Origin of the sequence: Nonlabens sp. Hel1_33_55, assembly GCF_900101765.1 — a bacterium.
Taxonomy (GTDB): Bacteria; Bacteroidota; Bacteroidia; order Flavobacteriales; family Flavobacteriaceae; genus Nonlabens.
The window spans coordinates 410,293-433,786 of the sequence record NZ_LT627735.1; the positions used below are offsets into that span (position 1 = coordinate 410,293).

General features: G+C 39.2%; 19 protein-coding genes and 1 pseudogene. 11 read left to right on the forward strand and 9 right to left on the reverse strand.

Going from position 1 to position 23,494, the window contains the following annotated elements; translation table 11 throughout:
* The first annotated feature begins 1 nt into the window (after position 1).
* The 11 genes from BLO34_RS01850 to BLO34_RS01900 all read left to right on the forward strand — a co-directional run bounded on the left by BLO34_RS01850 (position 2) and on the right by BLO34_RS01900 (position 13,881).
* The gene (locus BLO34_RS01850) at positions 2-652 is read left to right on the forward strand and encodes a sugar transferase (RefSeq protein ID WP_090752087.1); all 651 of its coding nucleotides are present in this window, start codon (positions 2-4) and stop codon (positions 650-652) included.
* Between the two features lie 12 nt (positions 653-664).
* Positions 665-1,216: a sugar transferase gene (locus BLO34_RS01855; protein ID WP_090752089.1), complete on the forward strand. Its 552-nt coding sequence runs from the start codon at positions 665-667 to the stop codon at positions 1,214-1,216.
* 10 nt (positions 1,217-1,226) lie between these two features.
* Complete coding sequence (locus BLO34_RS01860; protein ID WP_090752091.1) at positions 1,227-2,270, forward strand: ATP-grasp domain-containing protein; 1,044 nt, start codon at positions 1,227-1,229, stop codon at positions 2,268-2,270.
* A 1-nt stretch (position 2,271) separates the two neighbouring features.
* Positions 2,272-3,180 carry an NAD-dependent epimerase/dehydratase family protein gene (locus BLO34_RS01865; protein ID WP_090752093.1) on the forward strand — a complete coding sequence of 303 codons (909 nt, stop codon included), beginning with the start codon at positions 2,272-2,274 and terminating at the stop codon, positions 3,178-3,180.
* Positions 3,177-3,821, forward strand: coding sequence for a metallophosphoesterase family protein (locus tag BLO34_RS01870; RefSeq protein ID WP_090752094.1), 645 nt, complete (start codon positions 3,177-3,179; stop codon positions 3,819-3,821). Before BLO34_RS01865 ends, BLO34_RS01870 begins: the two co-directional genes overlap by 4 nt.
* Positions 3,822-3,842: 21 nt before the next feature.
* Positions 3,843-4,985: a DegT/DnrJ/EryC1/StrS family aminotransferase gene (locus tag BLO34_RS01875; protein WP_090752096.1), complete on the forward strand. Its 1,143-nt coding sequence runs from the start codon at positions 3,843-3,845 to the stop codon at positions 4,983-4,985.
* A 126-nt stretch (positions 4,986-5,111) separates the two neighbouring features.
* Positions 5,112-8,453, forward strand: a complete 3,342-nt coding sequence (locus tag BLO34_RS01880) for a T9SS type A sorting domain-containing protein (protein ID WP_090752098.1) — start codon at positions 5,112-5,114, stop codon at positions 8,451-8,453.
* Positions 8,454-8,460: 7 nt separating this feature from the next.
* Positions 8,461-8,646 (forward strand): hypothetical protein, encoded by a 186-nt coding sequence (locus BLO34_RS01885; protein WP_090752100.1) that lies wholly within the window; start codon positions 8,461-8,463, stop codon positions 8,644-8,646.
* A gap of 226 nt (positions 8,647-8,872) precedes the next feature.
* Positions 8,873-10,681, forward strand: coding sequence for a polysaccharide biosynthesis protein (locus tag BLO34_RS01890; protein ID WP_410503929.1), 1,809 nt, complete (start codon positions 8,873-8,875; stop codon positions 10,679-10,681).
* Positions 10,682-10,722: 41 nt separating this feature from the next.
* Positions 10,723-11,487, forward strand: coding sequence for a polysaccharide biosynthesis/export family protein (locus BLO34_RS01895; RefSeq protein ID WP_090752104.1), 765 nt, complete (start codon positions 10,723-10,725; stop codon positions 11,485-11,487).
* Between the two features lie 12 nt (positions 11,488-11,499).
* A complete protein-coding gene (locus BLO34_RS01900; RefSeq protein WP_090752105.1) occupies positions 11,500-13,881 on the forward strand; it encodes a GumC family protein in 2,382 nt (793 codons plus the stop codon).
* A 19-nt stretch (positions 13,882-13,900) separates the two neighbouring features.
* Here the strand turns inward: BLO34_RS01900 and BLO34_RS01905 are convergent, their stop codons facing one another.
* The 9 genes and pseudogenes from BLO34_RS01905 to BLO34_RS01945 all read right to left on the reverse strand — a co-directional run bounded on the left by BLO34_RS01905 (position 13,901) and on the right by BLO34_RS01945 (position 23,472).
* Entirely contained in the window at positions 13,901-14,629 is a 729-nt protein-coding gene (locus tag BLO34_RS01905) for a tyrosine-protein phosphatase (protein ID WP_090752107.1), read from the reverse strand.
* A complete protein-coding gene (locus tag BLO34_RS01910) occupies positions 14,629-16,017 on the reverse strand; it encodes a tetratricopeptide repeat protein (protein WP_090752109.1) in 1,389 nt (462 codons plus the stop codon). Before BLO34_RS01910 ends, BLO34_RS01905 begins: the two co-directional genes overlap by 1 nt.
* Before the next feature lie 113 nt (positions 16,018-16,130).
* Positions 16,131-17,312, reverse strand: coding sequence for an aspartate aminotransferase family protein (locus tag BLO34_RS01915; protein ID WP_090752111.1), 1,182 nt, complete (start codon positions 17,310-17,312; stop codon positions 16,131-16,133).
* Positions 17,309-19,009, reverse strand: coding sequence for an OstA-like protein (locus BLO34_RS01920; RefSeq protein ID WP_231959535.1), 1,701 nt, complete (start codon positions 19,007-19,009; stop codon positions 17,309-17,311). Before BLO34_RS01920 ends, BLO34_RS01915 begins: the two co-directional genes overlap by 4 nt.
* 6 nt (positions 19,010-19,015) lie before the next feature.
* A complete protein-coding gene (locus BLO34_RS01925; RefSeq protein ID WP_157686620.1) occupies positions 19,016-19,819 on the reverse strand; it encodes a DUF6503 family protein in 804 nt (267 codons plus the stop codon).
* On the reverse strand, positions 19,820-20,059 hold the full coding sequence (locus tag BLO34_RS01930) for a DUF6095 family protein (protein WP_090752118.1): 240 nt from the start codon (positions 20,057-20,059) through the stop codon (positions 19,820-19,822).
* Positions 20,059-20,883, reverse strand: a pseudogene (gene murQ / locus BLO34_RS01935) (N-acetylmuramic acid 6-phosphate etherase); the annotation flags it as partial. The gene BLO34_RS01930 and the pseudogene murQ, both read right to left, overlap by 1 nt.
* 26 nt (positions 20,884-20,909) lie before the next feature.
* The gene (gene ribB, locus BLO34_RS01940) at positions 20,910-22,055 is read right to left on the reverse strand and encodes a 3,4-dihydroxy-2-butanone-4-phosphate synthase (RefSeq protein ID WP_090752122.1); all 1,146 of its coding nucleotides are present in this window, start codon (positions 22,053-22,055) and stop codon (positions 20,910-20,912) included.
* Positions 22,056-22,095: 40 nt separating this feature from the next.
* On the reverse strand, positions 22,096-23,472 hold the full coding sequence (locus BLO34_RS01945; protein WP_231959536.1) for an LptF/LptG family permease: 1,377 nt from the start codon (positions 23,470-23,472) through the stop codon (positions 22,096-22,098).
* Between the last annotated feature and the right edge of the window lie 22 nt (positions 23,473-23,494).

The following is a 23,494-nucleotide window of genomic DNA, read 5'->3' on the forward strand; positions in this document are numbered from 1 at the left end:
TATGTATAGAAACATAATCAAACCATTTTTAGACTTTGTATCTGCTCTTATGGCATTGATAGTCGCAAGTCCCGTGCTTTTAATCTTTGGGATATTGTTGATAATAAATAATCGTGGTTCGTTGTTTTTTACACAGTTGAGACCAGGAAAAGACGCCAAATTGTTTAAGGTCTACAAGTTCAAGACGATGACTGATCAAAAGGATGCTTCAGGTAATTTGCTGTCAGATGAAAAAAGATTGACGCCCATTGGTAAGTTTGTTCGAGCAACTTCCATGGACGAGCTTCCCCAGATTCTCAATGTTCTCAAAGGCGATATCAGTTTTGTGGGTCCACGACCATTGTTGCCATCCTACCTCGAATTGTATACCAAAAGACAGGCAACAAGGCACGAGGTAAAACCTGGTATTACTGGTTGGACACAGGTTAATGGCAGGAATGCTATTCCATGGGAACAGAAGTTTGAATACGACGCCTGGTATGTGGAAAACCAGTCCTTTCTACTTGATTTCAAAATTGTCTTGATGACCTTTAAAAAGGTCTTTCAATCTGACGGAATAAGCGATGCTGATAGTTCCACAATGGTTTCATTCACGGGAACCAAGGACGAACCAGAGAACGGATCAAAGCAAACGAATAACGCCACTGTTTAAACTCTTATTGATATGCCAAGGCTATTAGACCTTATACTAGCCTTGATAGCTGCACTGGCTTTTTTCCCATTCCTGATTGTTATCTGGATAATTTGCATACTCGATACCCAAAGCATCGGAATTTTTGTCCAGACTCGTATAGGACAGTACGGCAAGAAATTCAAGATCATTAAATTTAGATCCATGGTCGCGGGATCAGCTACTACATTTGGATCGTGGATCAGGAAATACAAATTTGACGAGTTGCCACAACTTATAAATATCATTAAAGGCGACATGGCTATTGTCGGTCCTCGGCCAGATATTCCCGGTTATTACGATAAATTGGTCGATACCGATCTAATATTGCTAAATTTGAAGCCAGGATTGACAAGCCCGGCGGCGATTGAATTTAAAAATGAAGAGAAAATATTAGCCCAACAATCAGATCCCAAAAAATTTAATGATGAAATCCTTTTTCCGGAAAAAGTAAAGCTCAATTTGCTATATCAAAGTAGGAAGAGCATCATTTATGATTTGAAGGTAATTACAAATACAATTTTCGGCTCTATTTGGAGTCTCTAATACGATCATCTTGGAACAAGAAACAAGAGTACTAGTTACTGGTGCAGGCGCACTTTTAGGACAAGGCATGTTAAGATGTCTCAATGCCTCGCAGCACAACTACCATATCATTACTGCAGATCCTGAAAATAAATCCACGGGTCATGCCCTAGGCCATACAGCCTATCGCATTCCCATGGCAAAGGATCCAGCCTATATAAGCCAAATAGAAAAGATCATCGTTGCAGAGCGCGTTGATGTAATATTGGTAGGAACTGATGTTGAGCTACCCATCTTAAGCGCCCACCAAAAAGCTATTGAATCCAAACACAAGGTAAAAATCGTGATCTCACCTGAGCATATTGTGGATATAGCAAACGACAAATGGAAGACCGCTGAATTTTTAAGGAAAAATAATTTCCCCTATCCACAGTCATCACTTACCACAGATGCCGCAGGTATCGCAAGCCTCAAAAAATTAAATAAATATCCATACATAGCAAAACCGGTAGATGGAGCTCGATCCATGGGACTTGAGATCATTAGGTCAGAAGCAGAGCTGGATCACCTTACCACCTATAAGAACAACCTTGTGGTTCAAGAAATGATTGGTGATGAAGAAGGAGAATTCACAACAGGATGTACCGTTTTGAATGGTAAGTGTGTTGCCGTAGTCAGCTTGACCCGAGAACTTAGGGATGGGAATACATGGCGAGCTTATCGTACAGGCAATTCTCCATATGATACCACTATTGCAACAATTGCGGAAAAACTGGGTTGTGAAGGTCCAGTAAATTTCCAATACCGCATAAGAAGTGGCGAGCCGGTAATTTTTGAGATCAATTGTAGGTTTAGCGGCACGACGCCTTTGCGGTTGATCTATGGATTCAATGAGGTAGAGGCAGTTATAGAATATTACCTAAGAGGTAAAATCGTTGAGAAACCAACACTTAAGACAGGAACGGTATTGAGAACCTTTTCTGATATCTTAATATCAAATGAAGAGCTTGATACATTTGACCGTCAGGGAAAGATTGATAATTTATCTGTAGAATATATACCATTTAAAGCTTGATATGAGAGTTGCTGTTTTCGGCGGTACTGGTTTGGTAGGTGCAGCAATCGTTAAGTTATTGGTTCAGCAGGGTCACGATGTGATTAGCATCTCGCGTTCTGGCAAGAGTAACGTTGCCAGATCCATCAATCTTGATATCGTTGAGAGTGATAATTTTAGCCGCATTGATTTTGTACCCGATGTTGTTATCAACTGTGCTTCCATGATACCGCAGCGCGGCAAAACATCAACCGACCCATCTTTTGTGGAAATGATGCAAAAGGTAAACGTTGTTGGCGCCCTGAATATCGCCAATTGGGCTGTTGCTCAAAAAGCAGGGAAGATTATCAATTACTCTACATTGGTTACCGTTAAAAAGCCGTGGCCTGCACCGCTCCTAGAATCATATGCTTCAACACCTGATGGCTTTCACGTTGCTTACAGCATGTCAAAATTGAGCCAGGAGCAACTCATGACGCAAGCGGTCAATGGAACGGGAACGTCAATCGTCCACCTTAGACTCGGCGCCGTATATGGTAATGAAATGACCCGTGATGGTATATTGTTCAGCCTGTTTGATCAACTTTCAACTAATGAACTGGTAAAGTTAACTAATGGTAATAAAGTTAGTTTTGACTTTATACATACTCAAGATATTGCTGCTATCACTGCGTTAATAATGGATTCTGGGATAAGCTCGGGAATCTATAATTGTGGATCAAGTGAGGAAACTTATTTATATCCACTTGCAAAATTAGTAAAGGAAATAACCCAAAGTAAAAGCACGATTGATAATGTGGACGAGTTGGAAAATGAGAACCGTGCTAGCATAGATATCTCTAAATTGTTAAATGCCATTAACTTGAATGCTTCTGAACTAACATCATTAAAAACTGGATTAACCCAACTTTTCAATATTAAAAGCGCATGAGACTTTTGGTAATGGGCGACATACACGGCAATTTACCAGCGCTGGAAAAGACATTATCCATTTATCGCGATAATGTTGATGCCATCGTCTGTCACGGTGATGTTGTGAACTATGGACCATGGAGTAATGAATGCGTACAATTGTTGCATGAAGAAAAAATCATCTGTTTGCTGGGAAATCATGAAGAGGCTTATCTTCAGGGATATTATCCGGGAAATAACGCTATGGTCAAGGATTTCTTTGACGTGACTTTCTCGACATTCACACATATCGATAAGTTGAAAAACTATGCCACCCAACTTATTATTGATGATTACCTCATAACACATACCATCAACAATAGGTACTATTATCCTGATAGTGATCTTTCTGGAGTCGATCTCAAACAAAATACGATCATTGGTCATTCCCATTACCCGTTTATTAGGAAGACTGAAAACTCTAATTACCTGATCAATACGGGTAGTATTGGCCAAAATAGGAAAGACCTAGCCATTATCAATTTTTTAATTCTTGATACCTTAACGGGCAAGGCTGAAATTATAGATTGCCATCACGATACAGGCCAACTAATTTCTAAAATGGTCTCTTTGAACTATCCAAAAGTTTGCCTTGATTATTATAGGAGCAAGCTCCATTAACACATTTTACAATTACAAAATATGTCACAAGAAAAAATATGGCTATCCTCACCACATATGGGTGGAGCGGAGCGTGACTTCGTAACTGAAGCATTTGATACCAATTGGGTAGCACCATTAGGGCCCAATGTCAATGGTTTTGAGAAAGATATAGAGAAATACTTGGATCAGGAAGTTCATGTGGCAGCACTGAGTTCTGGTACGGCTGCCATCCACCTAGCTTTGATACAGGCAGGTGTGACTGCAGGAGATGAAGTGATATGTCAGAGTTTCACCTTTTGTGGTAGTTCAAATCCTATATTGTATTTGGGAGCCACTCCAGTTTTAGTTGATAGTGAGCGAGATACATGGAATATGTGTCCGCAATCGCTTAAGATGGCCATTAAAGATCGGATGGAGAAAGGAAATAAGCCTAAAGCTATAATAGCCGTTCATTTGTATGGGATGCCTTATAAAGTTGATGAGATTCACGCTTTCGCGAAAGCGTACTCCATACCAGTCATAGAAGATAGTGCAGAAGCTTTTGGTAGTACCTATAAGGGACAGAAATGTGGGACGTTTGGTAACTACGGAATATTGAGTTTCAACGGTAATAAAATTATAACAACCAGCGGCGGTGGTGCCATGGTGTGTCATACTATGGAGGATAAACAAAAAACGGTTTATCTCGCTACTCAAGCCCGAGATGATGCTCCACACTATCAACATAGTGAGGTGGGTTATAATTATCGAATGAGCAATATAAGTGCAGGAATAGGTCGTGGGCAAATGCAAGTTTTAGATGCCCATGTCCAATTAAGGCGTGAAATGAATGCGTTCTATCGAGAAATTTTCTCTGACATTAATGGAGTAGAAGTACTGATAGAGAAGACTGATGATTACTTTTCCAATCACTGGCTCAGCGCCATTCTAGTTAATCCTTCAAAAACTGGAGGTATCACTCGAGAAGACTTGCGTCTAGCGCTAGAAGCTCAAAATATTGAATCACGACCGCTCTGGAAACCCATGCATTTGCAGCCTTTATACTCCAATTATCCTTATTATGGAGGTAAGGTGTGTGAGGAACTATTTAACAACGGATTGTGTTTGCCATCTGGATCAAATCTTACTAATGATAATCGTGAAAGGATTTCAAATGCAATTAAAGCGTTGTTTGTCAAATAATTAAACCCTTATCCTTCTCTTAGACGAATATCCATTCATTACATCGTAATTAACGTATAGATAAAGTTGAGTTCATTTTTAGATGAAAAAGTCGGGCTATTTTTAGATCGTCTTAAACATATAATTATGAAACATTTTTTACTCAAAAGATTCTGGTTCTTTTTCTTTTTTGCTTGCTCCATTGGCTTAGCACAGCAAAATGCATGGATAAATGAGATTCATTATGATAATGCTGGTGGTGATATCAACGAGGGAATTGAAGTTATTGTTGAAAATTCTGGTGCAGCTTCGGACTATTTAATAACCGCCTACAACGGTTCTAATGGAACTTCTTATGATACCGAAGATTTAAGCGCTGCAACAGCGACAGACTTAGGCAATGGTTTTACATTATACAATTTGCTAATTTCAGGAATTCAGAATGGTGGGCCAGATGGTATTGCTTTAAGTTATCAAGGTTTGCTTATTCCTGGACAGTTCTTGTCATATGAGGGAAGTTTTACAGCGACCAATGGCGTGGCCGATGGTAATACTTCGACAGATATTGGTGTTTCAGAAACGTCAAGTACTCCAACAGGTCAGTCTCTTCAACTTTCGGGTTCTGGTAATAATTATTTTAGTTTTGGGTGGCAGGATCCAGCATCAGATACATTTGGTGCTCTCAATAATGGGCAAACAATTGCGGCAGGTGTTGCTACTACTCAAGTCAACTTTGCCGCAACAGCGGTAGCCGTCAATGAAGGCGTTGGAACAACCTCCGTAGAAGTTATTATAACCAATGAAGATGCCACAAACGAAACTAATGTAGATGTCGTTCTAACCTCGGGAGATGCGGCAGATGTAAATAATTTTTCCACGCAAAGCCTTACTTTTTCTGCAGGGAGCTCTATGAATCAAACGGTGACATTTACCATCACTGATGATGCAGTAGTTGAGGGAAATGACATTCTAGTATTCTCACTTCAAAATGTCACAGGAGGCAATGACGCAGGCGTTGGTAGTCTAAACACATTTACCTTAACGATTGAAGATAATGATTTCCCACCAGCACCTACTTTGATTTTTACAGAGATCGCTGATCCCTCAGATGTTTCTAGTGGTCGATTCGTAGAGATCTACAATAATGGTTCTGAAATCATTGACTTTAGTGCCACACCCATTTATATATCCCGTTTTGTTAACGGAGCTACCGCAGCAACGAGTGGCGATACAGAATCGTTAACGACTGGTAGTATTGCTCCAGGTGAGTTTTTTGTGATTGCCTCTAGCGGTGTAAACTTTAAAAGTCAATATGGTTTTACTACCAATGAGATTAACGGTGGATTCGCGGTGGATGGGAACGATCCTTTCGGAATGTATACAGGAACATTCCCAAATGGAGTTTTGTTTGATGTTTATGGCGAAATAGGAACTTTCGGTAATGGTGAGGCATGGCAATACAATGATTCCCAAGCGGTTCGAAATGACCTGTCAGTTATGCCATCAACAATTTGGAATGCAAGTGAATGGGATATAACTACTGCAAACATTGCAGATATGACACCAGCAACTGGAGAAAGTGGGATTTCATATACCTACAGTGATGATTTATGGTCGCCACGATCACCTGAAGGTAACGCAACAATTAACGATTTAGTCGTAGTTGTTGAAGGTACTGCGGCCATTACGGGCGATGTTAATGCATTCCATATAAAAGTTGAGGATGGAGCCACCCTAGATCTAGGTATTAATATTCTGAATGTAAACACACTCATCACCAATAACGGAACCTTGGTAGCAGATCAAGGAACCCTCAACTTTGCTGGAATAGTACCTTCTACCGTAAAAGGGAAGGCTTTTGCATTGGAAAATCTAATCGTTAATAATGTTTCAGGACTGTCTATAAACAATCCTTTAGCTCTTGAAGGCATGTTAACTTTGACTAATGGAGAGCTATCAACAAACAATAATCTTACATTTAAAAGCGAATTGAACAAATCTGCGGTAGTTGATGAAGTGATTAGTGGTTCAATTTCTGGAAATGTGACCATAGAGCAATTTTTCCCAGCAACAACAGGAAGAAAATTCAGATTTGTATCTGCTCCTTTAAACTTTGAAGGGTCTATTTTTGAGAATTGGCAAGAAGTTGGTGCTTCTGTTGCAGGATTAGGAGTTCAAATTACTGGTGGGACAATAGCTGATGGATATGACCAATCTGCAACCAATAATCCTTCATTATTTAGATTCGATAATGATTATACGGTTGCAGCTGACGCCTGGACAGCAGTAAGTAGTGAGAATGGCGATGACCTAACTATGATTTCACCTGTTGCAGGAGATTCTTTTCGATTGTTTGTTCGTGGCGACCGTACCACAGATTTATTTTCCAATACGCCAGCAGCTACCGCTACTACTCTAAGAGCTACTGGAACATTAGTTGCGGGCGCCTATCCAGCGACTCCTATCACATTAGCAGGTCCCAATCTTTATTCTCTCATAGGGAATCCTTATCAGTCTAAAGTAAACGTACAGCAGCTACTTCAAGCAGCAACTAATGTGGTGGCTAGTGAATATTATCAATGGGATCCAACGATTAACAATTATGTTCTTTATGAATTTGCCACGCCTAACGTGCCTATGGGTTCAGAAGTTACTGAAGAAGCGTTGCCGGGACAATCCTTCTTCGTGCAGTCTGATGCTACGGGTAATGGTACTTTACAATTTCAGGAAAGTTTCAAAATCTCTGGAAGCGAAGTTCCTACCAAAAGCCTTGAATCGCTAAATCAGTTAACGATTAATTTATCCACCCAAGAACAAGCGGCAAATGGTAAGGCAAATGATATCGCAATTGCTCGTTTTGATGAACAGTTTAGCAGTGATTTTAACGAGATAGATACAAAGAAGTTTTTTGGGTTATCTCACAGTATTGCATGGGAAAACGATGGTGAACATTATATAGTGAATAGAGCAAATACCCCACAAGACGGTGATCGATTTATATTGAACGTTTTTGTATCCAAGACTGATACTTATACATTTACTATTCAAAACAGTTCAATAAATGGGATCGATGCCTATTTCTACGACAGTTTAAATGACACATATGATCTACTTAACGACGATGACAACACTGCGATTACAAAATTTATTGATTTGAATGATATCGAATCTGCCACGGTAGATCGATTCAATATTGTCTTTAGTAAGTCGACGTTAGGTATTAATGATAGTTCCGCTTTCGCGAAAGCGATATCCATTTATCCTAATCCTTCCACAGGGAATGACGTTACTATCACAAACTTGGTGCAAGGGGAATCTTTGTCGATAGAGGTTTACAATAGCTTAGGTCAAGAAATGCTGAAGGTGGAAAAGGTGATCAGTGGACCAAATGAGACATTGAAGGATTTGGATAATTTCGCAAATGGTTTATATTTGGTGAAGGTGTCCCAAAATGATCTCCAAACCACTGTTAAACTAATGATTAACTAAATTTATTATGAAAAATATAAAATCTCTACTTTTTGTTACAGTACTTTTGTTTGCTGGTAGTTTATACGCACAACCACCTGCTTTTGAAGAAGAAGTTAACGATGTAGAAGCGGCACCTATTTCTGGAATATTATATGCCGTAGTAGCTGGTGTCGCCATAGGTTGTGGAACTTTATATAAAAAGTCTAAGTAGCTAAACTATTTGACCTTGTAATTAAAAAGATGCTGTGAAAACAGCGTCTTTTTTAATTATATTGCACCTATAAAAAGCTGCTAGATTGAGATGGAGGTATTTTAAAATACGCGCCAAACAAATATTTTGGAATGAGGATAATAGAGTGCGTATACGTAATCTTAATTATCTGCCTCGTTGGTTGGTGCTGATTATTGATTTAGTTACTGTAGTATTTTCCTTCTTCATGACGTTTTTCATAGCGTCTCATCTCAACGTTACATTTTATGAAGTGTTAACTCTTTGGGAAGAATGTGTTTTCATCTCTTTAGTTTATTTCTCTTCGTTTTTCCTTTTTAGTACTTATGCTGGGTTAATTCGCCACAGCACTTTTGTTGATATTTTCAAAATAGCTTTCTCCTGTGGTTTCAGCGCTGTTTTATTAGCTGTGATAAGCTATAGCTACTATTTATTTTCAGGGTTTAAAATTTTTCTCATTCCATTTTTAATCATTCACGCGGTCATCACATTTGCGTGTATGTTAATGTTGCGCATTTTAGTAAAGTCTTTATATACCTATATGATGAATATGGGACGTAAAAAATACCGTGTTTTGATTATGGGAGTCAACGATGACAGTATTGCTGTTGGAGAAGCCTTATCTATTTCAGATCATCAAAATTTTGTACTTGCTGGTTTTGTCAGTTTTAAAAAGCGATATCAAAAGATAAAAATACAAGGTGCTCCCATCTTTAAATATGATGCTGATTTTTTTGAACGTATTGTTGACTATAAAGTAAACGGTATTGTTCTAGTTGGGAGTCAGTTGAGTGTTTCAGAGAAGAATAAAATAGTAGATCGAGCCTTAGAAAAAAATCTGAGAATTTATTATGCTCCATCCATCTCCCAATGGGAGAACGCCTCTGATGTAAGTGCTAATATCAAAGAAATACAGATTGAAGATTTGCTGGAACGTTCTCCCATTTTGCTTGATGACACTAAAATTAATGAGTATTTGAGTGGAAGGTCCATATTAGTTACTGGTGGTGCGGGTTCTATAGGAAGTGAAATTGTTAGGCAGGTAAGTCAATACCACCCTAAAAAATTAATAGTCCTGGATCAAGCCGAATCTCCGCTACATTCCCTAGAATTGGAGCTAAGAAAAAACTTCCCAAATATTGACTTTGAATTCGTTCTCGCCGATGTGCGTAAAAAGAATCGTTTGGAGCATATTTTTCAAAGTAATGATCTATCCGTCGTGTTTCACGCTGCCGCCTACAAGCATGTTCCCTTGATCGAACGTAACCCTACCGAGGCGGTGCAAGTTAATATCCTAGGCACCATTACCCTAGCTGACCTGGCTTCTGCCTATCAAGTGGACCGATTTGTTATGGTAAGCACAGATAAGGCTGTAAATCCTACTAATGTTATGGGCGCCAGTAAGCGTGCAGCAGAAATATATGTGCAGGCCTTGATGCATTCTGGGAGCTCAGACACTAAATTTATTACTACCCGATTTGGGAACGTTCTAGGTTCCAATGGGTCTGTTATACCCTATTTTAAGGAGCAAATTAAAAATGGTGGGCCGGTCACCGTGACCCATGAAAATATCATACGTTATTTTATGACTATTCCCGAGGCCTGCCAACTTGTGTTGCAAGCAGGTACCATGGGGCAAGGAGGTGAAGTTTTTGTTTTTGACATGGGGAAACCCGTCAAAATCATGGATCTGGCTCGTAAAATGATAAAGTTGTCTGGACTGGAACCGGATACCGATATTGAAATCGCGGTTATAGGTTTACGACCTGGAGAAAAGCTTTACGAAGAACTGTTGAGCGATGCTGCTACCGCTTTGCCTACCCATCATAAAAAAATATTGCGAGCTATAGACGAGCCCATGCCGTTAGATCGGGTGATGCATTTGATCATTGAAATTGCCGCCGCAGCAGAAACGTCTGATGATGTTTTAATGATTAACCAATTAAAAATACTCGTACCTGAATTTAAGAGTGAAAATAGTGTTTATCAACTGTTGGATTCGGATCGAAAAAATTAATAGCATAAGCCTATATTTGCCCATTCATATTAAATATCTCTATGTATTATAGATTTCTAGTTTTGATTCTCTTTTCCATATTATTGGTGAACTGCGTCTCTCGTGAAAAGGTAGTTTACCTAAATGATATAGATTCGTTAGAACAAACTTCAAACACTACCTATTCTACTATCATCAAAACCAATGATATTTTGAACATTAGTGTTTCTAGTAGTAATATGGAGAGCGTGCAAGACTTTAATAAATCTACTGGGTCTGCTAATAATTTATCTGGAAACACGTCATTATCATCACAACCTGTAGGCTATCTTGTGGATGGGTCAGGCAATATCAACTTTCCTGTATTAGGAACATTATCTGTGGCTGGATTAAAAAAATCTGATTTGGAACTTCTACTGCAAGATAAGTTGTCCGTTTATTCTAAAGATGCGTTGGTTGATGTGCGTATTTTAAACTTTAAAATCACCATTCTGGGTGAGGTAAATGCGCCAGGTACCTATCCCATAACAGATGAACGAATTACAATTCTACAAGCTATAGGACTGGCAGGAGACCTTACTTTAAATGGACAACGTGGTAATGTATTGCTTTTAAGGGAAGTGAATGGTACTCAAGAATCTTTTAGAGTTGACTTAACTACTACTGCATTACTGGATTCCCCAGTCTATTATTTACAACAAAACGATGTCGTTTATATTGAACCGAGTAAGAATCAAATCAATTCAACAGCTGTTGGTGCCGATACCCGGTTGTATTTATCCTTGGCTTCATTTCTGTTGACGCTTGTGCTATTATTTGTTAGATAAATCCAGAACTCATTGGAAAATATTCAGAATACCTCATCAGATACCTCTATTGGACAACTTATAGCTCCTTACTTACGGGTATGGCCTTGGTTGATTCTCAGCGTTTTTATCGCATTATTAGGAGCTTTTTTATACCTTAGATATACTGCAAAGTCCTATCAAGCTTCGGCCTCCATTATCATTAAAGATACCCAAGGCGGAGGAGGTTTTTCTGAGCTCAGTACATTTCAGGATATAGGAGTTCTTGGAAGTTCAGGTAACAGCCTGGCTAATGAAATTGAAATTCTTACCTCTAAACGATTGGTGAGAGCTGTCGTGAATGAGCTTCACTTAGGCGTGCAAATTTTGCAAGAAGGGAATATTAAAATCACAGACGTTTATACGGAGTTCCCATATGCTGCCCGTTTTATAGATGATGTAGGATCTAGTCCTAAGGATAGAAAAACTCAATCTATCTATTTAAAAACAGTAAGCGACAGCTCCTTTGCTTTTAAACTGGTTGAAAATGAACCTTACCAAGAGTTTAATTTTGATACTCCACTACTATTACCACAAGGCTCTTTATTTCTAACTCCTAAGTCCTTGATATCACCACCATCTAATTTTGGACGGGAATATGTTATCAAAATGTTAAATGCAGAAAACTTAGTATCTTCTATAGCGTCTCGCCTTCAAGTTTCTACTGGTAGTAGAGGTGGAAGTGTATTGAACCTATCTCTAACAGATAATGTTTTGGCTCGTGCTGTTGATATTCTTAATGAATTGGTCATTCAATATAATGCGGATGCTATTAATGATAAAAATCTCGTTGCTACTAATACTGCACGATTTATTGAAGAACGGATAGAGGCCATAAGTGTTGATTTAGATTCCGTTGAAAATACTATACAAGATTTTAAGACCTCTAATAATATTTCTAACATTGAGGCACAATCTCAAATGAATCTTGACTTTTCTAGCGAGTTCACGAAGCGACTGATCGAAGCAGAGTCTGAACTACAAGTTGGAAATTTTTTACAACAGTCGTTGCAATCTACGCCCCTAGGGGAGTTGTTACCTGGCAATGTAGGCTTGCAGAGTCTAGAAATTAATACTGGATTGGATCAATATAATCGACTAGCGCTACGTTATCAAGAACTTTTGAAAACCTCTACCGAATTGAACCCCACAGTTATTCAATATAGGGATCAACTCACCACCTTACGTAATTCAATATTAAGCTCATTGAGTGGTTATCTATCTGCTTTACGAATCAAGCGTAATGCTTTGAGCGCTCAAGAATCTAAGGTGGACGATAGGATTGCTGAGGTTCCCGAAGCAGAACGTGTCTTTAGAGGTATTGCACGTAATCAAACCATCATCGAGTCTATTTATCTATTTTTAGTTACTAAACGAGAGGAGACTGCTATTTCACTAGCCGTTACTGCTCCAAAAGCAAAAGTTGTAGATGCAGCTTGGGGAAGTACATCAAGCATTGCGCCTAAATCCAATGTTATTTATTCAGGGGCATTGATTTCAGGACTATTGATCCCTTTAGCGTTTGTTTATTTGATGGGCCTTTTTAATAACAAGATTGAAAATCGTAAAGACGTTACGAATAGACTTTCCAATACTCCTTTTCTAGGAGAGGTGCCCGAATTATCTTCTGACGAGTCCGACATGATTGAAAAGAACGATCGATCTGTACTGGCCGAGTCCTTTAGAATCTTACGAACCAATCTTCAATATAAACTTTCCGCTTTGGGAAGTTCAGTAAAATCTCCAGTGGTAATTGTTACCTCTTCTGTAAAAGGAGAAGGTAAAACATTTGTGTCTTTCAATCTTGCTATGACTATGGCTAATTCAGGAAAGAATGTCTTGCTCATCGGTGGTGATATTAGAAATCCACAATTGCATAGATATTTAGAAAAAGGTAGTAAGAACTTAAAAGGAGTAACGGAGTTTCTTGTTTATCCAGAATATAAACCCGAAGAACTGATTCATGAAAGTGATGCCAACCCAAATCTGAAAATATTCTTATCTGGAGCTATACCGCCTAATCCAGCCGAATTATGGATGAGTTCTCGAGTTGATGAGTTATTAGCTTACGGTAAGGCAAACTATGATGTGGTTATCATTGACAGTGCCCCATCGATGCTAGTTACAGATACTTTATTAATAAGCGATAAAGCAGATGTTACGGTATATGTGGCTCGAGCCAACTATACTGAAAAACCGCTGTTAGACTTTGTGAGCGACACCATAGAAAGTGAAAAGCTCAAGAATGTAGCTATGGTTCTTAATAATGTTAAGATCGCCAACTTTGGTTATGGGAATAAATATGCTTATTCCTATGGAGTGGATCAAGACAGTGCTTGGACTAGATTAATGAAAACCTTAAAGTTCAAAAAGTAAAAAATCACAGAATCGCGATTTAATTGAATTTGGCCATTTGAACTTCCACTAGATGTTGAAGAGCTGGCATGATCTTCTTATCCATTTGAATCTGTTTTACTTTTTCCAAATGCTCGGGTTTGTGAGCATCAGTGGCAAGAATTTCATATTGGTTATCTTTCAAAAGGGCAAGTGATTTTTGCTTTGCATCTGATCCGTAATGTCCAGAAAGACTTAATACATTGAGTTGTAAGGCACAGCCTCTATTCTTGAAGTCTAGAATCTTCTTAACATCTAAATATCTGTATCGCTCTGGATGAGCCAGAATTGGATGGATCTCTAGATTATTCATTTCAAATATCAATTCTTCCGCATTGACTGGTTTTTGAAAATAACTAAATTCAAATAGCAACTGCTTGTTTGGTAGCGTCAGGAAGTTTTCTGTTTTAAGAAGCTCTTCAAAGCCGCCATCCATCATATATTCTGATGCAGTTCCCAGTAAAAAACTTGCTTCGTTTTCTGATAAATCGGCCTTGGTTTGAGTGAAAGAGTTTTTGATCTTATCCGCATCATTCCCATAGTAATCTTCCATGGTATGTGGTGTTGTATATACTCCAGAAAAACCCAACTCTCGATACAACTTAATCATTTGAGAAGTAGTTTCCAGACTATCTGAACCGTCATCGATATTAGGTAACAAATGATTATGCACATCGACAATACTATCGATCGCATCAGCGAGGAAAATTTTTTTTGTAAAAAAGAACATCAGCTGTATCTGGCGATAAGGTCTTTAACTTCTTTCTCTTTCAAAAGCTGTGGGAATAACTCTTCAAGAATGATCACAAACTCAGGGTCGTTCTTTAACGCATTTTGCAGGTGGAATCTAGCCTTTACATTTTCATTCAATTTGTAGTAGGCTCCGGCAATACGGTATTCCATTTCCACTTGTTGTGGGTAGAATTCTAGGCCATGATTAAGGTTTGAAACAACAGCCTCAGTTTCTCCTAAAGCTAATAGAATGTCTGCTCTTGATAGCCAGGTTTCTTCTTCGTAATTACCTAATTCAATGGCTTTTCGGTAACCATATTCAGCTTCTTCAAAAAAGTTTAGGCGTTTATTTAGGTGCGCATATCTAGTCCAGTATAATGCATTTTCTCCATCAACCTCTATCGCTTTTTCTATATAGCTTAAGGCTTTAGGATAATTAAGCAATTTTGAGTAATAATCTACTATAGCAATCCAGCCTTTATCTAATAGCGGATCTTCATTAATCGTTTTCTTATAATACTTAATGGCCATCTCACTGTTTCCTAACTTGTTGAAACATTTTCCCAAGCGCAAATATGCGAAAGACGTGGGGTCGTCCAATTCTAAGGTAATCTGATAATTTTCAATGGCCTCGTTGTATCGTCCCAACTTTTCCAAAACCTTTCCTTTTTCTAAATAAGCGCCAACAAAGTGGTCATCAGAAATAATAGCGAACTCAAAAGCTGCCAGTGATTTCTCATACATTTTTAAATCAAAATACTGCTTCCCTACTTGATGCCAAGCGACCTCACAATACGGATTCTTGTTTAGAAACATATTCAAGAAGTCGATCGCTTGCTGATTTTCCTGTAAAAAATCGAAACAGTATATGATATTATACAGCGCAGAATAATCTGTGTCATCTAACTCTAGACACTGCATGAAATTGAGTTTGGCACTGGAATAATCTTCGATGAAAAGGAATTCCATTCCTATTAGATTGTAAACATCTGCGCGATCGTCAGTTAATGCTAAGGCATCGTTAAGCAGGTTGATAGCCTTTTCATGCTGTTCAGTTTTTGAAAAAATGTTGGCTTTCTGGATAAAGATCTCAGAATTCTGAGGTTGTAGTTCGTGCAGCTCGTCTAATAATCCATGAGCCACGTCAAACTTGTCATCAAAAATTAGCATCTCTGCATGGAACAGTCTAAGATTTACTGATGACGGATGCTGATTCATGGCAAGATGAATCGCTTTGCGGGCTAGAGCCATCTTTCCGTTCTCTAGATAATGTTCAATAATTTCTTCAAATTCATCACTATCAAAGAAACCTACTTCGTTTGTTTTCAGCATTAATTCAAACTTCTCAATGCTCAAATCATCATCACTATTTAAGTTGAATTCCATGGGTCGAATTTTTAATGATCCGCTTCTTACTAAGTTCAAAAGATTTGCCAAAGTCTCGCACCAACTGTCTAATCTCTTGTCAACATCTTATAAACACTGCAAAACGGTGGTTTTTAGTTGTAAAATTCAGCGATAGTTTCCTTCAAAATATTACAGGCATGATCAATTTCGTCCATGGTCACTGTATACGGTGGAGTGATGCGAATGGCGCGTTTTTCGAAAAGCAATAAAAAGAAAATAACTCCTTTTTCTCGGCATCGGTCAACTATGGCAGCCGTGTATTTAGCATCGGGCAAAATGGCAGCCAGCATCAAACCAGTACCTCTTACTTGCACAATGTTTTTGGAGAGTAAGCTTTCGCGAAAGCGTAATTCCATCATCTTCATACGTTCCATATAACCATCTTCTACAACAGCTTTCAAAGTTGCAAGAGCCGCCGAAGCGATCACTGGATTCCCACCAAAAGTGGTGATGTGCCCCAACATAGGTGAGGTTTTGAAATGATTGAGGTGTGCCGCACTAGCCGTCAATGAGCCTATAGGCAAGCCACCAGCCAGACCTTTACCACTAACCACCACATCTGGTACGATTCCATATTGCTGAAAATGCCACATGGTGCCCGTGCGACCAACTCCTGGCTGAATCTCATCCAGAATCAATAAGCTACCGGTTGCTGTACACTTTTCTCGCAGTGCGTTGAACCAACGCTCATCTGGCATAATAAATCCTGCACCACCTTGAATAGTTTCCATGATGACGGCGGCTGTACGCTCGGTAATTTTGTTGAGATCTGGTAGGCAATTGAATTGTATGTGATTAACATCTGGTAATAACGGCCTAAACGGAGCCTTACGCTCTTCATAATCCATCAAACTAAGGGAACCTAACGTATTACCATGATAGCAATTTTTCATGGCGATGATCTCAGAACGCTGTGTGACGGTTCGTGCAAGTTTTATTGAAGCCTCAATGGCTTCTGTACCACTGTTAACTAAATAAGTCATTTCCAGTGGTGCAGGCATTGTGCTGGCTAGCAGTTTGCAAAGTTCAACGGCAGGCTGTTGTGAATACTCGCCATACACCATTACATGCATGTAGCGATCCAGCTGAGTTTTGACCGCAGCTATAATTTTGGGATGACAATGACCTAATGGCAGCGCGCTTACTCCAGCGACCATGTCAAGATATTTTTTTCCAGCGATATCTGTAATGTAATTGCCAGATGCGCTGTCAATTTCTAATCCTGGTGCAAATGGAGTAGTAGGAGCCTGGTATTTAAAGAAGTCTTCTTTCAATTGTCACCGGTTCCTTCAATGTTTTCAATCTTGTCTTTTTCTCTGTTTTCCAGATCTTCTTTTTTGAGCTCGCTGTTTTCGTTCAGGTTTTCTAGATCGTCTTCTGTAAAGAAATCTTCTTCAACTTTTGGTAATGGTAACCCTTGGATCTTAATTTGTTTGGGAACAGGTTGACCTTTAAAAAGATCACTATAGGAATAAGGTCGCTCTTCTTCACGCCAGTTTAATCCTCTTAAGGTTCGTGCATTTACGGGCAACTCTTCTGGAGGGAACGTGGTTCCCTTTGCCTCATTATAATAGGTATTGACAATTACCTCTTGATTTTCTAGTTCAAGGACCATACGACCACTCGTTCTTTTATCAATTCCAATGAGCTCTTGAATGTCGTTGCGCAAATAAATGAGGTGCTCCACATTTTTATCAATGTTGACTATACTCAATTCGTTATCCTTAAATAAACCCGTGAGCTCCTTTCCCTTAATTTGATTGAATCCTCCAGCGGTGTCTTGATCTGCAATAAATGCATTATAGAAAACTCTCAAGGAATCTAGTTTTTCGGTCTCCACGTTGCTTTGAATGAAAATGCTATCGCCAGTAATCTGGCTCTTTCCACTCCATAAAACGGGATTTGTAATCATCTTAGTTAAACCAGTAGTCTGTCTAGAAACGATACTGTCTGATCTACCACTCAGATCACTTTTGAATAGCCGAACATCATAAAAACCTCGAACCAATCTATCATCTTCTTTACCAGTGATCATTAAGGTATCTGCATGTATGTAAACGCTGTCTTGACCCTGCAATGAAATAGCTACAGCTCGTTTTGTTATAAAAACGGAGTCCTTAGACCTAAAAACCTCGGCATAGTCTCCTTTGATGATGGAATTATTAATGGTGTCTGTGATCTTTATATTGTTGACTCCGCTAGCGAAATCTCGTCCACGATTAAAGTAGAGACTATCGCCCTTTACATTACGGTCATTGTAATCAATGCTGGAGTTTTTTACAAAATACCCTTCATCTGCCCGTGTGTCGTAAAATCCGCGCTCGCAATAGACCTTGCTCGTTTTACCGGTAATGGTCGATGGACCATACATGTACACATACCCTGAATCAGAATAGAAATTCAAGTGGTTGGAGTTGATGACGTATTCTGGGTTAGTGACTACAACCTTATCAAGGAATTGATATTTTTTATCCTTCATAAAATAAGTGCCAACCCTACTTTTTAAGGTGCTAGCTGTATCCCGTACGGTACCACCGCTACGATAATAAGCTTGCTGACGTTTTCTATTAAACCACAAGGTATCAGTTTGAAGCGTGGATTCTGGACTACGCATATTGACATTTCCACTAGCAAATGCAAGCTGGTTGCCACCATTATATTCGGCATACTTGGAGCTCATGGTAATGGTATCACCTTGATTCATCCTCACGTTACCAATAGCCTTGATGAAGTTACTTTCCTTGTAAAATACGGCTTTGTCGCAGTACATTTCAATACCTCTATGTTGCACAAAGACTTGTTTTCCTGCATTTCTCAAGTACAAAATAGCTCCAGGAAATTCCTGCTCATTGATACTCTCAAATGGTGATTCTACTCTTATAAGCGAATCAACCGGTTGCTCCTGCGCCAAGGAAACAAATGCCGTAAGCATTATAAAAACAAAGGCAGATATATATTTAGGGCGCGTCATGGAGAATTATAAGTTTACCTCTATAGCATTTTCTGGTTGCGAGAAAAGGTCTTTTTTAACCATACCAAATTCGATATTACTGATGTTAGCTTCACCTATCACCTTAGAACGATCAATACCATTGGAATAATTATAAAATTTCCAACTGGTAGCTATAGGGACATTTTCAACTGTTTGATAGTCGCTGTACGCTATGGCGTGAGCATTTTCTGCGGCCTTTTCTGCTGGCGTCCCGCCGTAGGTGACGATATAACCTGCGTGGTCAATAAGATCAGTTTCTTTATCGATATAAATTTCATACCAATCATCTGGTGCATCACCTGTTCCGTTTTCAAAAGTCAGCCGGATCACTTTAAAATTTTCCGTATCCGGAAACAAATTGGTGATGGTGCCTTCATCTGATAATTTAAAAGGTAAAGCAAAGAAATAGCTCCAAGTGAACATATCAAATCGAGCACCTTCATTATTTGCATCTTTAGGACTCATCCATACCTGCTTTCCATCATAGATAAGAGAGCTTCCATCTGTTTTATCAACTCTTACGTATTTGGAATCTGTGGACATGTAAACAGTTCCTTCCAATCGCTGCTGGCCTCCAAAACTCAGGTCAATATCAAATTGAACCATTTCCTTGTTAGTAAACTGCTCCTTACCATGAGCCAATTCTACCAAATCAACAAGTAGCTCATCTTCGCTTAGAACTGCTAGTTCAGTAGTTTGCTCTTTTGGTTCTTCGGTAATTTCTATTGTTTTATCCTTGCAACTGGTGAGGATGAAGAGCATTATGAAAAGGGAAAATAAATATTTCATCTATCGTGTTTTGTTGGTTTTAAACATAGAATCAAGAATAGTCTGGATGCCTTGATACATAAAAACGATGGCAAGAATTGCAAACGCAATTCCTGGTATTAAAAATATGATGGGATGCTCGCTACCAGCACCTATATAAATAAGAATAGGGCCCAGAAAGAAAAAAGGAATCGCCATCATAAGGCGTTTCACTCCTTTGCTCAAAACATCTCTATCTGTAGACGGTTGTTGGGTTTCCATTAGCAAATTCCTATATGATCAAGAACGCTTCTAACACTACCGTATTTCTTGAGCATTTCTTGAGACTGTTCATAATCCATTTTAGTAGCTTCCATGATCATGCGGGTACCTCTATCAACGAGTTTGTCGTTGCTCAATTGCATATCGATCATTTTATTTCCTTTAATGTGTCCTAATTTAATCATCACGCTGGTACTGATCATATTGAGTACCATTTTTTGTGCAGTTCCAGCTTTCATACGACTACTACCAGTCACAAATTCTGGACCCACGACAGGAACGAGTGAATAATCTGCAATATCATCCAGTTGACTTCCTGGATTACAAGTGATTCCTCCAGTAATGACGTCACGCTTTTTACAATCTTCAAGACCACCTATCACATAAGGTGTGCGACCACTAGCTGCAATACCTATTACTACATCATTCTTACTAAGGTTATATTGATCAAGGTCTTTTATGGCTTGTTCACGATCATCTTCAGCATTTTCAACTGCATTTCTAATTGCTTGATCACCACCGGCGATGATGCCTATGACTTTATCTGGTGCTACTCCAAAAGTTGGTGGACACTCACTCGCATCCAAAATTCCCAAACGACCACTAGTTCCAGCACCTATGTAAAACAGCCTTCCAGCATTCTTCATTTTCTCAACAATGACATCCACTAATGCCTCAATCTTTGGAAGAATCATTTGCACTGCTTGTGCGACCTGTTGATCTTCATTATTGATAGCAGTAAGCAATTCACGTGTGGTCATCTTTTCTAGATGATCGTGATTTGAGTCTTGTTCAGTAATATTGTTTGAGGCCATGTTGTTGAGTTCGCTTTCGCGAAAGCGAAATTTATTTAATAATCCACGGTTTCTACAATCTCAAGGTCATAGCCTATAATCCCAATGCGTTTGCTTTGCTCGCTGTTGGTCATTAATTTGAGCTTGGAAATATTGAGATCATGTAAGATTTGAGCACCTATTCCATAATCCTTGTTGTCCAAATGACGTCTTGGTGCTTTATGGGTGCCATTTTCCTGAAGTTCTTTAAGCTCTTCCAATCTTCCCAGCATATTCTCAGGCTCAAACTGCTGGTTAATAAACACTATGGCGCCTTTGCCTTCTTTATTTAATCGCTCAAACATGGCGTCCAACTTGCGGTCTGCCTCTGATGTTAGGGTAGAGAAGAGGTCATTGTTCACCTGAGTCGAATTCATTCTCGTCATCACCACATCATCGTGATCCCAATCTCCCAATGTCAATGCAAGGTGGATTTGATCGTTAGTGGTTTGCTGGTATGCTCGTAAACGATAATTCCCAAAACGTGTCTTTAGTTCAAAGTCTTCTTTCTTTACGATCAGGCTATCATTTTTCATGCGATAGGCCACTAAGTCTTCAATACTGACCAATTTTAGATCGTGCTTGCGCGCTACTTCAACCAATTGCGGCAACCTTGCCATGGTGCCGTTCTCATTCATGATCTCTACAATCACGCCTGCGGGCTCATGACCGGCCAATCTGGCAAAATCTATAGCGGCTTCAGTATGTCCTGTTCTTCTTAGAACTCCACCATCTCTAGCTTTCAAAGGGAAGATATGTCCAGGTTTAGTAAGGTCGTGTGATTTGGTATTCTTATCTATGATCGCTTTGATAGTGAGTGCTCGATCGCTGGCGCTGATGCCAGTGGTGACTCCATGACCACGCAAATCAACGGAAACTGTAAATGCTGTTTCCATAGGATCAGAATTATTGTTTACCATCATGGGTAACTCTAGTTCCTTGACACGTTTCTCTGTAATAGGACAGCAAATCAAACCGCGACCATGGGTCGCCATAAAATTGATCATCTCTGGAGTTACTGATTGTGCACTGGCAAGAAAATCACCCTCATTCTCCCGATTCTCATCGTCAACAACGATAATAACTTTACCGTTCTTGATATCCTCTATAGCATCTTCAATACGATCCAGCTGAATCTTTGTTTGCTGCTGTTCTGTAACCATGGTACTTTTCCTCTTTCAATTCTTACACAAAGATACGGGTTTATGCCGCGGTGGTTGGGGCTTTGGGTTTCTTTTTGAACTTGTTGAGTAGGGAATTAAAGGTACCGCCTAGATCAAAGAAACCTTGATCTGTTGTAGCGCGATAAGTGAGGAAAATGCCTATCGGGAAAATAATGAGCGTGCTCATCCATGCGCCTAGCCATGCTGGGAAAGCACCTTCCGCAGCAGATTTTTCTGCAAAAATCCCGATGAAGTGATACGTTAAAAAGAAAATGGTGGCCACAACTAGTGGTAATCCCATTCCACCTTTTCTAATAATGGCTCCTAATGGTGCTCCTATAAAGAACAAAATGACACAGGCAACTCCCAAAACATATTTCTTATGAATCTCAATTTCATATTTATTGAGTCGTACTATTTCTCGCTGCAGCTGCTCCTTGCGTGCTTTGATCGCATAGATTTGTTGGGTCACTTTATTCATACCAACATCTACAGCTCGTTTTTGGTCATTTAGAGATAGGCGCTCATAGAAAGGCTCTAGATTCGTAGTGGAATCAACATATCGTGTCAAACGATCAGATAGTTTATCTGGTGACCATTTTAATAGCTGTGTCCTGTTGTAAATATCTTTCTGCGAATTGTAATTGGCAGAAAATGAATCAATCTGCGTTTGCAGTTCATTGATCTTAAGCATCTGGTGATCATCCGTTACGTTTTCCTTATCCATGTCCACGTCGTTCAATTCTGATACGTCAACATTCAAGGTATAAGTATCAAAATAGCTTTTTACAAAAGGAGATGATGCTCGCTTTCTGGGATCATTCACAAAGAGATCTTCGTAATAGTTACCATTAGTCAATACCAATTGTATGATATCAGACTTGAGGGAACTTTTTAATTCGCCTTTTTCGCTTTTGATGACTCGCCAATTTCCAGAACGACCAGGACTCTTCTTGTGGATGATCACATCATCTAGAAACTCACCGCGATCACCAGTTTTATCAGAAACCTTGATATTAATATCACCCAGCTGATTGAACACGTTTTTGCTAATCGCCATGGCAGGTTTCACCTGAGCTATATTGCGACGTAGATTACGCTGTTTTAAATTTCCCCAAGGAATGACCGTATTTGCAAATACAAAACTGGTGATACCCAGCGAGAAGATTACAATCGTCAAGCTGCGCATGGCACGCTGCAAAGAAATACCGTTGGATTTCATGGCGGCAAACTCATAGTTTTCTGCCATGTTCCCAAATACCATGATAGAGGCAAGAAGGATACTTAAAGGTAAAGCCAGCGGCACGATCACTGGTATCGTGTACATCATGAACTTACCAATGGTGATAAGGTCAATATCCTTTCCAGCAATATCTTTAATGTAAAGCCAGATCGCCTGCAAGATCAAAATAAACATTAACACAATAAAGACGCTCAAG

Excerpts from the sequence above, each read along its gene's own strand:
- BLO34_RS01850 (WP_090752087.1), top strand. The coding sequence starts at position 2 with ATGTATAGAAACATAATCAAACCATTTTTAGACTTTGTATCTGCTCTT.
- BLO34_RS01855 (WP_090752089.1), top strand. The coding sequence starts at position 665 with ATGCCAAGGCTATTAGACCTTATACTAGCCTTGATAGCTGCACTGGCT.
- BLO34_RS01865 (WP_090752093.1), top strand. The coding sequence starts at position 2,272 with ATGAGAGTTGCTGTTTTCGGCGGTACTGGTTTGGTAGGTGCAGCAATC.
- BLO34_RS01870 (WP_090752094.1), top strand. The coding sequence starts at position 3,177 with ATGAGACTTTTGGTAATGGGCGACATACACGGCAATTTACCAGCGCTG.
- BLO34_RS01875 (WP_090752096.1), top strand. The coding sequence starts at position 3,843 with ATGTCACAAGAAAAAATATGGCTATCCTCACCACATATGGGTGGAGCG.
- BLO34_RS01880 (WP_090752098.1), top strand. The coding sequence starts at position 5,112 with ATGAAACATTTTTTACTCAAAAGATTCTGGTTCTTTTTCTTTTTTGCT.
- BLO34_RS01885 (WP_090752100.1), top strand. The coding sequence starts at position 8,461 with ATGAAAAATATAAAATCTCTACTTTTTGTTACAGTACTTTTGTTTGCT.
- BLO34_RS01890 (WP_410503929.1), top strand. The coding sequence starts at position 8,873 with ATGACGTTTTTCATAGCGTCTCATCTCAACGTTACATTTTATGAAGTG.
- BLO34_RS01895 (WP_090752104.1), top strand. The coding sequence starts at position 10,723 with ATGTATTATAGATTTCTAGTTTTGATTCTCTTTTCCATATTATTGGTG.
- BLO34_RS01905 (WP_090752107.1), bottom strand. The coding sequence starts at position 14,629 with ATGTTCTTTTTTACAAAAAAAATTTTCCTCGCTGATGCGATCGATAGT.
- BLO34_RS01910 (WP_090752109.1), bottom strand. The coding sequence starts at position 16,017 with ATGGAATTCAACTTAAATAGTGATGATGATTTGAGCATTGAGAAGTTT.
- BLO34_RS01920 (WP_231959535.1), bottom strand. The coding sequence starts at position 19,009 with ATGACGCGCCCTAAATATATATCTGCCTTTGTTTTTATAATGCTTACG.
- BLO34_RS01925 (WP_157686620.1), bottom strand. The coding sequence starts at position 19,819 with ATGAAATATTTATTTTCCCTTTTCATAATGCTCTTCATCCTCACCAGT.
- BLO34_RS01930 (WP_090752118.1), bottom strand. The coding sequence starts at position 20,059 with ATGGAAACCCAACAACCGTCTACAGATAGAGATGTTTTGAGCAAAGGA.
- ribB (WP_090752122.1), bottom strand. The coding sequence starts at position 22,055 with ATGGTTACAGAACAGCAGCAAACAAAGATTCAGCTGGATCGTATTGAA.
- BLO34_RS01945 (WP_231959536.1), bottom strand. The coding sequence starts at position 23,472 with ATGTTTATTTTGATCTTGCAGGCGATCTGGCTTTACATTAAAGATATT.